Genomic DNA, 12,610 nt, shown 5'->3' on the forward strand with positions numbered 1-12,610 from the left:
GGTCTCGGTTCCTAGATCTCGCCCCGCAGTTTGGCGAGCGCCTCGGCGAGGATCGCCTCGCCGTCCGCGTCGCTGCGGCGCTCGCGCACATAGGCGAGATGGGTCTTGTAGGGCTCGGTGCGCGGCGGGTCCGGGGGGTTGTCCCGGTCCTGGCCGGCAGGGAAGCCGCAGCGCGGGCAGTCCCAGGTGTCGGGAACCTGCGCGTCGCTGGCGAAGCTGGGCTGCGTCTCGTGCCCGTTGGAGCACCAGAAGGAGATGCGCAGACGGGGCGCGGACTCGCCCCGCTCGGCCTCGCCCATCGGCCCCGCCCCGACCCGGCTTCCTCGGATCGCGTTGCCACTTGCCACGGTCGTAACTCCCTGCGTGATGGTGCCGCGAAGCGAGTCGACGTTTCGCTTCGCCGCGAGCGCCTCAGTCTACGTAAGGCCCAACGCGCGTCCAGTGATTGGAGTTACAGCTCCCGCACCTAGACGCAAGCCCCATGATAGGCCGCGCTCCGCTGCGCGTACCGAACATGGGGCCTTACGTACGGATTGTGCGTGCCTGTGAGAGGCTGATCAGTTGTTCGTCTTCATCAGGATGCCGAGGACGACGATGCACGCGAACCAGAGCAGACCGATCACCACGGTGATGCGGTCGAGGTTGCGCTCGGCGACCGAGGAGCCGCCGACGGACGACTGCATGCCGCCACCGAACATGTCGGAGAGACCGCCGCCCTTCCCCTTGTGCATCAGCACCAGCAGCATCAGCAGCAGGCTGAAGACGATCAGGGCGATCGAGAACCCCAAAACCACGGCTGGACCAACTTCCTCGGATTCGGATAACGACGGGGGCACAGCTCCAGGGCTGTGCCCCCGCAAGGGTACGACGGATCGGGCCTACCGCATACTCGCGGCCCGGATCACTGATCGCGGAAGCGCACGATCCTGACGAACTCCTCGGCGTCCAGCGAGGCGCCGCCCACCAGCGCGCCGTCGATGTCGGCCTGCGCCATGATCTCCGCGACGTTGCCGGCCTTGACGGAGCCGCCGTACTGGATGCGGACCTTGTCGGCCAGCTCCTGCGAGTACAGCTCGGCGATCTTGCCCCGGATCGCGGCGCAGACCTCCTGGGCGTCGGCGGCGCCGCAGACCTTGCCGGTGCCGATGGCCCACACGGGCTCGTAGGCGATCACGACGGTCTCGGCCTGCTCGGCCGGGAGGTCCTTGAGGCCGCCCTCGACCTGGGCGAGGGTGTGCGCGACGTGGTTGCCGGCCTCGCGGACGTCCAGTTCCTCGCCGACGCACAGGATCGGGGTGATGCCGTGCTTGTAGGCGGCCTTGACCTTGGCGTTGACCAGTTCGTCGGTCTCGCCGTGGTACTGGCGGCGCTCGGAGTGGCCGACGGCCACGTAGGTGCACTTCAGCTTGGCCAGCATCGCGCCGGAGATCTCGCCGGTGTAGGCGCCGGACTCATGGGCCGAGAGGTCCTGGGCGCCGTACTTGATGGCCAGCTTGTCGCCCTCGACCAGGGTCTGCACGGAGCGCAGGTCGGTGAAGGGCGGCAGGACGGCGACCTCGACGGCCTCGTAGTCCTTGTCGGACAGGGCGAAGGCGAGCTTCTGGGTGTGGGCGATGGCCTCGAGGTGGTTGAGGTTCATCTTCCAGTTGCCCGCCATCAGCGGCGTACGGGTGGTCATTGAGGGTCAGTCCTCCAGTGCGGCGAGGCCGGGGAGCGTCTTGCCCTCGAGGTATTCGAGGGAGGCGCCGCCACCGGTCGAGATGTGGCCGAATGCGTTCTCGTCGAAGCCCAGGATCCGGACGGCGGCGGCGGAGTCGCCACCGCCGACGACCGTGAAGGCCGGGGAGTCGACGAGGGCCTGGGCGACCGCCTTGGTGCCCTCGGCGTAGTCGGGGTGCTCGAAGACGCCCATGGGGCCGTTCCAGAAGACGGTGGCGGCGTCGGCGAGCTTCGAGGCGTACAGCTTGCGGGTCTCGGGACCGATGTCCAGACCCTCCTGGTCGGCGGGGATCGCGTCCGCGGCGACGGTGGTGGGGTGCGCGGGGGCCTTGGTCTTCAGGTCCGGGAACTCGCCCGCGACCAGGACGTCGACCGGCAGGACCAGTTCGACGCCGGTCTTCTCCGCGCGCTCGATGTACTCGCGCACGGCCGGGACCTGGTCCTCCTGGAGCAGCGAGATGCCGACCTCGTGGCCCTGGGCCTTGAGGAAGGTGTAGGCCATGCCGCCGCCGATGAGGATGCGGTCGGCCTTGCCGAGCAGTTCGTCGATGACGGCGAGCTTGTCGGAGACCTTGGCGCCGCCGAGCGCGACGACGTAGGGGCGCCGGACGTCCTCGGTGAGCTTCTTCAGGACGTCGACCTCGGTGGCGATGAGGTAGCCGGCGTAGTGCGGCAGGCGGGCCGGGAGGTCGAAGACCGAGGCGTGCTTGCGGTGCACGGCGCCGAAGCCGTCGCCCACGTAGACGTCGGCGAGTTCGGCGAGCTGGTCGGCGAAGGCGCCGCGCTCGACGTCGTCCTTGGCGGTCTCGCCCGCGTTGAAGCGGAGGTTCTCCACGACGGCGACCTGGCCGTCCTGGAGGCCCGCGACGGTCTCCCGGGCGGAGTCGCCGACGGTGTCGGTCGCGAAGGCCACGCCGGTGCCGAGCAGTTCGCCGAGGCGGGCCGCGACGGGGGCGAGGGAGAACGCCGGGTCCGGGGCGCCCTTGGGGCGGCCCAGGTGGGAGGCGACGACCACCTTGGCGCCCGCGTCGGCGAGGGCCTTGACGGTCGGCAGGACGGCGCGGATGCGGCCGTCGTCGGTGATGGTGGTTCCGTCCAGCGGCACGTTGAGGTCGGCGCGGACGAAGACCCGCCGGCCGGCCACGCCTGCGGCGAGAAGTTCGTCGATCGTCTTCATGAAAGGGACTCCCGAGGGCTGTTGATGCTCCGTGATCGTAGACAGGGCGGTCGCGCACGCGACTCAGGGCCCGGGCGGCGCGTCCTTGCGCTGCCCGAGCCCTGCTGTCACATCGAGGTGCCTGATCCGGCGATCAGAGCTGGTCGCCGACGAAGACCGTCAGGTCGACGAGGCGGTTGGAGTAGCCCCACTCGTTGTCGTACCAGCCGAGGATCTTCACCGTGTTGCCCTCCTGGACCATGGTCAGGGAGGAGTCGAAGGTGCAGGAGGCCGGGTCGCCGACGATGTCCGAGGAGACGATCGCGTCCTCGGTGTAGGCGAGGAAGCCCTTGAGGTCGCCGTCCTCGGAGGCCTTCTTGAACGCGGCGTTGACCTCGTCCTTGGTGACCTCGCGCTGGAGCGTGACGACGAGGTCGGTGGCCGAGCCGGTGGGGACCGGGACGCGCATCGCGATGCCGTCCAGCTTGCCCTTGAGCTGCGGGAGGACCAGGGCGGTGGCCTTCGCGGCACCGGTCGTGGTCGGGATGATGTTCTCGGCGGCGGCGCGGGCGCGACGCAGGTCCGAGTGCGGGAAGTCCAGGATGCGCTGGTCGTTGGTGTACGCGTGCACCGTCGTCATCAGGCCCTTGACGATGCCGAAGTTCTCGTCGAGGACCTTGGCCATCGGCGCCACACAGTTGGTGGTGCAGGAGGCGTTGGAGATGACGTTGTGCTCGGCGGGGTCGTACTGGTGCTGGTTGACGCCCATCACGATGGTGATGTCCTCGTCCTTGGCCGGAGCCGAGATGAGGACCTTCTTGGCGCCGCCGGCGATGTGCTTGGCGGCGTCGGCCTTCTTCGTGAAGATGCCGGTCGACTCGATGACGATGTCGACGCCCAGGTCGCCCCACGGGATGTCGGCGGGGTTGCGCTCGGACAGGACTTTGATGGTGTGGCCGTCGACGGTGATCGTGTCGGCGGTGTGCGACACCTCGGCCTTCAGGCGGCCCAGGATGGTGTCGTACTTCAGCAGGTGCGCGGTGGTGGCGGTGTCACCCAGGTCGTTGACAGCCACGATCTCGATGTCAGCACCCTGCTCCAGCAGCGCGCGGAAGTAGTTACGACCGATGCGGCCAAAGCCGTTGATGCCTACGCGGATCGTCACGAACCGATCTCCTCGTTGGTACGCCGGCCATGCGGTGCCGGCGAGCTGTATTTGGGATGTCCCCGACCACCCACGACCCTACCTCTCCGTGGGCCCCGTGGTGACATCGACTTCGCCCATACACGGCATGGCGGTCCGTACCCGCCAGTAGGGGTACGGACCGCCCTGGTCGGAGGGCCTTGACGGCCGTTTTTACTACGGTGCGTCAAGGCACTTGGGACAGCGCGTCACTGATCAAGTGATGCGAGGGCCTTACCGATGAGCGTTCTGCGGTCGGCCGCCGACGCCACGTGCTCCAGGCCGAAGCCGAGCAGCACGGTGTCGTCGGTGGTGACCGCGCCGTAGGTCTGGAAGAGCGCTCCGGTGCGCGTCCAGTCCTTCAGTACGGCGGGGCTGCCGGCGGGCGGGCCGGACGCCCTCCAGGCGCCGAGGGAGGTCTCGAAGCCCTCGGTCTCGGTGGCCGTGCCGCCGACGACCAGCGAGGCGTCGTCGGCGAGGACGCCGTGCCCGCCCGAACCGGGGTCGGTGACATAGGCGAGGGAGATCTCGACCTGCTTGCCGGCGTAGGCGCTGAGGTCGAAGCTCACCTGCTGCCAGCCGCTGGAGGCGCCGGTGAGGGCGTTCCAGGAGCCGCTGGTGCCGGTGGCGGTGCAGGTGTTGGCGCCCAGCGTCAGATAGCGCCGCAGCCACGGGTGCTCGGCGATGTAGAAGCCGGCCCCGCACTCCTCGGGTACGGCGGTGCCGGTGGCGCCGCCCGCCTCGGGCAGCGTGGTCCAGTCGTCGCCGCCGACGGTGTGGATCTCCACGATCGCGTTGTCGTAGCCGGGTTCGGTGTCCCACAGCAGCCGGGTGCGCAGCGCGGGAGCGTCGGCGGCGGTGACCCCGGTGAGGTCGACGGTGCGGGTGAGGCGCTTGTAGGCGTCGTCGGTGTGCACCGCGGCGGCCATGTACGCACCGCTGTACGGGCCGTACGGGTTGACGGTGCCCGCGAACTGTCCGGCGCCTGCGCTGGCGAACTGCGGGAACCGGGTCGCGGGCAGTTCGTCCGAGGTGACGCCGTAGGTGCCGGCCCGGTCCAGCGGGTTGCCGGGGGCCGCGCCGAGGGCGCCGCCGGATCCGGCGAGGCTTCCGGAGCCGGTGAACCCGGTGGCGCCGGGGGTCGACGTACGGGAGTAGGCGCCCAGGTAGTACTGGCTGAAGTCGTTCGACGGGGTGCCGTCGCCGAGGTCGACGTTGCCGCCGGCGAGTTCGCCCGCCTCGATCAGCTTGCCGCCCTCGTTGAGGAAGGCGCGCAGCTCCAACTGGGTCGGGTTGCCGGGGACGCTCGCGCCCGTGTAGTGGACGACGGTGCCGAAGTGGCCGAGCACACCGAGCGCGTCGGGGGCGCCCTGGGTGGCGACGTCCCAGACGATCGCCCTGCGGCCGTTGGCCTTCAGCGCGTCGACGTAGGTCTGCGCCTGCGTCGCGGCCGCGCCCTCCTCGGCGACCACCAGGGTGTCGGCCCGGGGCCGTTCGGCGACGGTGTAGGTGAAGTGCTCGCTCGTGACCTTCTTGCCGTCCTTGGTCTCGCCGCTGAACCAGACCTCGACCTTGTCGCCCGGTTCGCCGTCCTGCACCTTGGCGCGGTACTCGTCGAAGTAGAGGTTGTCCTCGCCGCCGTAGGTCTCGCCGCCCTTCCAGGGCCGGAGGGCCTGGTCGAGGGTGCGGCCGCCGTTGACGCGGTACTTCAGCTCCTTGTCGCGGACCGCCTTGCGGACGACGACGGAGACTTCCTGGTCCGCGCCGCGCGAGTACGACGTGGTGAAGGGCGCCGGGGTGAAGTCGGCGGCGGTCAGACCGACCGAGGACTTGGGCCGGTCGGGCCGGGCCGCGGACTCGGCGACGGAGAGCGCGAAGGGGACGTTCTTGGCGAACTCGTCCTGGATCAGCTTCTCGTCGTCGGGGAAGTTGAAGACCGACTGGCAGTCGGCGGCCTTCCACTCGTCGTCCGGGTCGGCGTTGGACGCGGTCTGGCAGGTCGACATCTCCGGGGTGAACATCGCGGTGCCGTTGACGTTCGCCGCGTGGCCGTCCGCCTCGCCGTTGGTGGTGTACAGCTCCGAGGAGACCTGCGGGTGGTAGCCCGGGATCGCGGAGTTGCCGGGGGTGCCGGCGAGCGCCTTGTAGAGGACGTCGTCCGGGGTGTCGGTGGCGACCTGCCAGCCGACGCCGTAGAGCAGGAGTTCGGCGGCGGAGTGGTAGTTGATGCCGTACGTGAAGCCGATCCGCTTCTCCAGGGCGTCGAGCGCCTTGGTCTCGGGCTCGGAGCCGGGGCTCGCGCCGCGGTAGGTCTGGCTGGTGGGGTTGGGGGACGAACCCTCGTCGTCGTAGCCCCACTTGTAGGCGAAGTTGCGGTTGAGGTCGACGCCGTCGCCGGTGGAGATCACACCGTCGCCGTTGACGTCCCGCAGGTTCTTGCGCCACAGGCGGTTGGCGGTGTTCTCGAAGGTGTGGTCGTAGCCGTCGGGGTTGGCCGACAGGACGAACCACAGCTCGGTGGAGTCGACGATGTTCTTGATCCGCCGGTCCGTCTTGTAGGCGTCCAGGTAGTGGTGGAGGAGCCGCCGGGTCATCTCCGGGGTGATCCACTCACGGGCGTGCTGGTTGGACGCGTAGAGCACGGAGGGCTTGGAGCCGTCCTTGGAGGTCTTCGCGTTCTTGGTCAGTTTGACCGCGAGGATGTCCTGGCCCTTGATCGTCTTGCCGATGGAGACGACCTTGGTGAGACCGGGGTTCTCCTGGCCGGTGCGGAGGATCTCCTCCTTGAGGCCGCCGCTGCCGCTGTACGGGCGGAACACCCCGTCGGCGGCGGCCGCCACCCGCTTCTCGGCCCCGGCGGTGAGGGAGTGCTCGGTGAGCTCGACCCCCTTCTCCTCCAGCTTCCGCGCCTGCTGGTCGGTGAGGTAGACCTCGACGGTGGCCGTGCCCTTCTCGGGCGCCTGCTCGCTGAGTTCGTGTCCGTCCTGGCCGGCCTCCAGCAGCAGGGGTACCTGCTTCTTGGTGACCTCGGCACGGAAGACCTTGACCTCGTCGGTGTCGGAGGCCGGGTCCGGCGTGCCGTTCTGTGCCTGGGCGATGGGTGCGAGGCTCGCTCCGGTGATCAGGAGCGCGCCGACAGCGAGGATCGATCTCGCTCTGTGTCTCATGAACCCCCCTAGCAGTGGTCCGCCACACCGGCGAACAGATGTCAGGCTCGTGTCAGTTCATGATCGAGTCAAGGGTGCCTCACGGGCCGTCACACACCGCCGCGGTAGCCCAATCGGACTACCGCGGCGGGTAAATGACGTTGCGTCAGTGATTCTTTCGGCCGATCCGGCGGCCGTTGTACCGGCGTTTCCGTCGGCCGTTCCGTCAGCCCACGAGGTTGTCGGCCAGCTCCTCGGAGAGGTTGGCCTCCGTGCCCGGGATGCCGAGGTCGGAGGCGCGCTTGTCGGCCATCGCGAGCAGCCGGCGGATCCGGCCGGCGACGGCGTCCTTGGTGAGCGGCGGGTCGGCGAGCGCGCCCAGCTCCTCCAGGGACGCCTGCTTGTGCTCCATGCGCAGCCGGCCGGCGGCCGCGAGGTGCTCGGGGACCTCGTCGGCGAGGATCTCCAGAGCGCGCTGGACGCGGGCCCCGGCGGCGACTGCGGCGCGGGCGGAGCGGCGCAGGTTGGCGTCGTCGAAGTTGGCGAGGCGGTTCGCCGTGGCGCGCACCTCGCGGCGCATCCGGCGCTCCTCCCAGGCCAGCACCGACTCATGGGCGCCGAGGCGGGTGAGCAGCGCGCCGATCGCGTCGCCGTCGCGGACGACGACCCGGTCGACGCCGCGGACCTCGCGGGCCTTCGCGGCGATCGACAGCCGGCGGGCGGCGCCGACCAGCGCGAGCGCGGCCTCGGGGCCCGGGCAGGTCACCTCCAGGGAGGAGGAGCGGCCGGGCTCGGTGAGCGAGCCGTGCGCCAGGAAGGCACCGCGCCAGGCGGCCTCGGCGTCGCAGGTCGCTCCGGAGACCACCTGCGGCGGCAGACCGCGGATCGGGCGGCCGCGGCCGTCGACCAGTCCGGTCTGCCGGGCGAGCTGGTCACCGCCGGCGACCACCCGGACCACATAGCGGGAGCCGCGGCGCAGACCGCCGGGCGCCATCACGATCAGTTCCGAGCTGTGGCCGAAGATCTCCAGGATGTCCCGCTTGAGGCGCCGGGCCGCCATCGCCGTGTCCAGCTCCGCCTCGATCACGATGCGGCCGCTCACCAGGTGGAGGCCGCCGGCGAACCGCAGGATGGCCGAGACCTCCGCCTTTCTGCAGCAGGTCCGGGTGACGGGTAGCCGGGAGATCTCGTCCTTCACCGCTGCCGTCATCGCCATGGGCCGATCCTTCCATGCATCCGAAAAATACGGTCGTACGCGGCGGCGAGGAGCTCCGGGTCGTGCCGGGGCGTTCCGTCGGTCCGGGCCACCGTCGCCAGCTCGACCGCGGCTCCGAACCGCTGGGCGGCGTCGGTGAGGGAGTCCCGGTCGGGCACGGCGGCCTCGTCGGCCAGCACCACGTCCAGGGCGAGTTTAGGGGCGTGTCGTCCCAAAACCTCCAAATGACGCTGCGGGGAGAAGCCGTCGGTTTCTCCCGGCTGCGGCGCGAGGTTCAGCGAGAGTACCCGGCGCGCCTTGGTCTCCATCAGGGCGTCCAGGAGTTCGGGCACCAGCAGATGCGGGATGACCGAGGAGAACCAGGAGCCGGGGCCCAGCACCACCCAGTCCGCGTCGAGGACGGCCGCCACCGCCTCGGGCACGGCCGGCGGGTCGTGCGGCACCAGGTGCACGGACTGCACCTCACCGGGGGTGAGGGCCACGGTGGCCTGGCCGCGGACGGTGTCCACGTCCTCCGGCCGCCGTGGATCGTGCCCCTTGACCAGCGCCTGCAGCTCCAGCGGCACGGCGGACATGGGCAGCACCCGGCCGTGCGCGCCCAGCAGGTTGCCGACCAGGTCCAGGGCCTGGACATGGTCGCCGAGCTGCTCCCAGAGGGCGACGATCAGCAGATTGCCGACCGCGTGGCCGTTGATCTCGCCCTGGGACTGGAAGCGGTGCTGGATGACCCGGGCCCAGGTCTGGCCCCAGTCGTCGTCACCGCACAGCGCCGCCAGGGCCTTGCGCAGATCGCCGGGGGGCAGCACCCCCAGCTCGTCCCTGAGGCGTCCGCTGGAGCCACCGTCGTCGGCGACGGTGACGACACCGGTGAGGTCACCGGTGATGCGCCGCAGCGCGGTCAGTGAGGCGGACAGCCCCATGCCACCGCCGAGGGCGACGACCTTCGGCTGGGTGCCGCGGCGGCGCGCCCGGGCGCCCCTTGCCTCGGCCTGTCGGCCGACGCGCCGGTCCGGCGGCACTCTGCGCAGCCGGCCCAGCCGCGGAGTACGTCCTGTCATTCCCGTCCCATGTCCCGGTGCACGACCACCGTCTCCACGCCCTCGGCCGCGAGACGCGCGGCGAGCTTCTCCGACATCGCGACCGAACGGTGCTTGCCGCCCGTACAGCCGACCGCGATGGTCACATACCGCTTACCCTCCCGACGGTAGCCCGCGGCAACCAACTGGAGGAGTTCGGTGTACCGGTCCAGGAACTCCTTCGCCCCGGGCTGGTTGAGGACGTACGCCGAGACCTCGTCGTTGAGGCCGGTGTAGGGGCGCAGCTCCGGGACCCAGTGCGGATTGGGCAGGAACCGCATGTCCACGACCAGGTCGGCGTCGACCGGGAGGCCGTACTTGAAGCCGAACGACATGACGGTGGCCCGCAGCTCGGGCTCCTCCTCGCCGGCGAACTGGGCGTCCATCTTGGCGCGCAGTTCGTGCACGTTGAGGCTGGAGGTGTCGATCACCAGGTCGGCGTCCCCGCGCAGCTCGCGCAGCAGCTCGCGCTCGGCGTCGATGCCGTCCACGATCCGGCCGTCGCCCTGGAGCGGGTGCGGGCGGCGCACCGACTCGAAGCGGCGCACCAGGGCGTCGTCGGAGGACTCCAGGAACACGATCCGCCGCGTGACGTGCTTGGACTCCAGGTCCGCGAGCGACTCGCGGAGGTTGTCGAAGAAGCGCCGGCCACGCACGTCGACGACGACCGCGATCCGCGCCACATTGCCCTGGGAGCGGGCGCCCAGCTCGACCATGGTGGGGATCAGGGCGGGCGGGAGGTTGTCGACCACGAACCAGCCGAGGTCCTCCAGGCACTTCGCGGCCGTGGAACGGCCGGCCCCGGACATACCGGAGATGATCACCAGCTCGGGGATGGCCGCGTCGGGGATCCCGGGCGGCGTGCTGTCCGTACTCACCTGTGCTCCGTCTTCGTGGTTCGCGGATCGCGCCGCCTTCGCGGACTGCGCGACCGTCGCGGACGTCTGTTCTCGCTCGGTCCTGGGTTCCACGTCGTGCTCGCTCATGGCTCCTGCCCCCGTCGTTCTTCCGGAGCGCCCGCCGGGACGGGCTCTCCGGGGGAACCCGCCGTCGTGTCGGGTTCTCCTTCTTCAATGATCTCTCCGGTCGCCGTGTTCACGGCGGGGGCGGGCGGTGCCGCCCGGGCGAGGGCCACGGCGATGGTCTCGGCCGTCTTGCGGCCGATGCCGGGGACCTCGCGGATCTGGTCGATCGTCGCGGCCCGCAGCTTCTTCACCGAGCCGAAGTGCTTGATCAACGCCTGCTTGCGGGTCTCGCCGAGACCCGGCACGTCGTCCAGCGGACCGGCCCGGAAACGCTTGGCCCGCTTGCTGCGCTGGTAGGTGATCGCGAAGCGGTGCGCCTCGTCCCGGACCCGCTGGAGCAGGTAGAGGCCCTCGCTGCTGCGGGGCAGCACGACCGGGTCGTCGTCCTGCGGCAGCCAGACCTCCTCCAGGCGCTTGGCGAGACCACAGACGGCGATGTCGTCGATCCCCAGCTCGTCCAGGGCGCGCCGGGCCGCCGCCACCTGCGGCTTGCCGCCGTCCACGACGACGAGCTGCGGCGGGTAGGCGAAGCGCCGGGGACGGCCGTCCTCGTCCTTGAGACCGCGGTCCCTGGGGTCGCGGTCCTCGGGGTCGCGGTCGTCCAGGTCGGGGCCGGTGCCGTCGCCGGTCTCGCCGTCCGGCTCCTCGTCGGTCCACTCCCCCGTGCGCTCCTTCTCGGCCAGGTAGCGCCGGAAGCGGCGGGTGATCACCTCGTGCATCGAGCGGACGTCGTCCTGGCCCTCGAAGCCCTTGATCTGGAAACGGCGGTACTCGCTCTTGCGGGCCAAGCCGTCCTCGAAGACGACCATGGAGGCCACCACGTCGTCGCCCTGGAGGTGGGAGATGTCGTAGCACTCGATCCGCAGCGGCGCGCTGTCCAGGTCGAGGGCGTCGGCGATCTCCTCCAGCGCGCGCGAGCGCGTGGTGAGGTCGGAGGCCCGCTTGGTCTTGTGCAGGACGAGCGCCTGCTGCGCGTTGCGCTCGACCGTCTCCATCAGGGCGCGCTTGTCGCCGCGCTGCGGTATGCGCAGCGAGACGCCGGAGCCGCGGCGCCCGGTGAGCCACTCCTGCACCGGCTCCACCGGGTCGGGCAGGGCGGGGACCAGCACCTCCTTGGGCACGGCGTCGCCGGTCTCCTCGCCGTAGAGCTGCTGGAGGGCGTGCTCGACGAGGGCGCCCGTGGTGATCTCCTCGACCTTGTCGGTGACCCAGCCGCGCTGGCCGCGCACCCGGCCGCCCCGGACGTGGAAGATCTGGACGGCCGCCTCCAGCTCGTCCTCGGCGACCGCGATCAGATCGGCGTCGGTCGCGTCGGCGAGCACGACCGCGTTTTTCTCCATGGCCTTCTTCAGCGCGCCGATGTCGTCACGCAGCCGGGCCGCCCGCTCGTACTCCATCTCCTCAGCCGCCTCCGTCATCTGCTTCTCCAGACGGCGGAGGTAGGTGCCGGTGCGGCCCGTCATGAAGTCGCAGAACTCGTCCGCCAGTTCCCGGTGGTCCTCGGCGGAGACCCGGCCGACGCAGGGCGCCGCGCACTTGCCGATGTACCCGAGCAGACACGGACGGCCCGTACGCGCGGCGTTCTTGAAGACACCGGCGGAGCAGGTGCGGACCGGGAAGACGCGCAGCAGGAGGTCGACGGTGTCCCGGATCGCCCACGCGTGCGCGTACGGCCCGAAGTAGCGCACGCCCTTCTTCTTGTGGCCGCGCATGACCTGGACGCGCGGGAACTCCTCGTTCATCGTCACCGCGAGGTACGGGTAGCTCTTGTCGTCGCGGTACTTCACGTTGAACCGCGGGTCGTACTCCTTGATCCAGGAGTACTCGAGCTGGAGTGCCTCGACCTCCGTGGACACGACCGTCCACTCCACGGAGGCGGCCGTGGTGACCATCGAGCGGGTGCGCGGGTGCAGGCCGGCCAGGTCCTGGAAGTAGTTCGCCAGGCGCTGGCGCAGGCTCTTCGCCTTTCCGACGTAGATCACCCGGCGGTGCTCGTCGCGGAATCGGTACACCCCGGGGGAGTCCGGGATCTGTCCCGGCTTGGGGCGGTAACTGGAGGGGTCGGCCATGTCTCACACCCTACTGGCGC

The 12,610-nt window shown here is 70.3% G+C and carries 10 protein-coding genes; all 10 read right to left on the bottom strand.

Going from position 1 to position 12,610, the window contains the following annotated elements; genetic code table 11:
- Positions 1–11: 11 nt before the first annotated feature.
- Positions 12–347, bottom strand: a complete 336-nt coding sequence (locus tag AFM16_RS10120; RefSeq protein ID WP_003957010.1) for an RNA polymerase-binding protein RbpA — start codon at positions 345–347, stop codon at positions 12–14.
- A gap of 210 nt (positions 348–557) precedes the next feature.
- On the bottom strand, positions 558–794 hold the full coding sequence (gene secG, locus AFM16_RS10125) for a preprotein translocase subunit SecG (RefSeq protein ID WP_107419058.1): 237 nt from the start codon (positions 792–794) through the stop codon (positions 558–560).
- 107 nt (positions 795–901) lie between these two features.
- The gene (gene tpiA / locus AFM16_RS10130) at positions 902–1,678 is read right to left on the bottom strand and encodes a triose-phosphate isomerase (protein ID WP_078633096.1); all 777 of its coding nucleotides are present in this window, start codon (positions 1,676–1,678) and stop codon (positions 902–904) included.
- A 6-nt stretch (positions 1,679–1,684) separates the two neighbouring features.
- The gene (locus AFM16_RS10135; protein ID WP_030791328.1) at positions 1,685–2,896 is read right to left on the bottom strand and encodes a phosphoglycerate kinase; all 1,212 of its coding nucleotides are present in this window, start codon (positions 2,894–2,896) and stop codon (positions 1,685–1,687) included.
- Between the two features lie 133 nt (positions 2,897–3,029).
- The gene (gene gap / locus AFM16_RS10140) at positions 3,030–4,040 is read right to left on the bottom strand and encodes a type I glyceraldehyde-3-phosphate dehydrogenase (protein ID WP_030791331.1); all 1,011 of its coding nucleotides are present in this window, start codon (positions 4,038–4,040) and stop codon (positions 3,030–3,032) included.
- 227 nt (positions 4,041–4,267) lie between these two features.
- A complete protein-coding gene (locus AFM16_RS10145) occupies positions 4,268–7,225 on the bottom strand; it encodes a M14 family metallopeptidase (RefSeq protein ID WP_078633097.1) in 2,958 nt (985 codons plus the stop codon).
- 205 nt (positions 7,226–7,430) lie between these two features.
- Entirely contained in the window at positions 7,431–8,420 is a 990-nt protein-coding gene (gene whiA / locus AFM16_RS10150) for a DNA-binding protein WhiA (RefSeq protein WP_030791337.1), read from the bottom strand.
- The gene (locus tag AFM16_RS10155) at positions 8,411–9,478 is read right to left on the bottom strand and encodes a gluconeogenesis factor YvcK family protein (protein WP_030791340.1); all 1,068 of its coding nucleotides are present in this window, start codon (positions 9,476–9,478) and stop codon (positions 8,411–8,413) included. The genes whiA and AFM16_RS10155 overlap by 10 nt, the downstream gene beginning before the upstream one ends.
- On the bottom strand, positions 9,475–10,482 hold the full coding sequence (gene rapZ / locus AFM16_RS10160; protein WP_030791343.1) for an RNase adapter RapZ: 1,008 nt from the start codon (positions 10,480–10,482) through the stop codon (positions 9,475–9,477). The genes AFM16_RS10155 and rapZ overlap by 4 nt, the downstream gene beginning before the upstream one ends.
- Positions 10,479–12,590: an excinuclease ABC subunit UvrC gene (gene uvrC / locus AFM16_RS10165; protein ID WP_078633098.1), complete on the bottom strand. Its 2,112-nt coding sequence runs from the start codon at positions 12,588–12,590 to the stop codon at positions 10,479–10,481. The genes rapZ and uvrC overlap by 4 nt, the downstream gene beginning before the upstream one ends.
- Between the last annotated feature and the right edge of the window lie 20 nt (positions 12,591–12,610).

The organism is Streptomyces antibioticus (assembly GCF_002019855.1).
Classification (GTDB): domain Bacteria; phylum Actinomycetota; class Actinomycetes; order Streptomycetales; family Streptomycetaceae; genus Streptomyces; species Streptomyces antibioticus_B.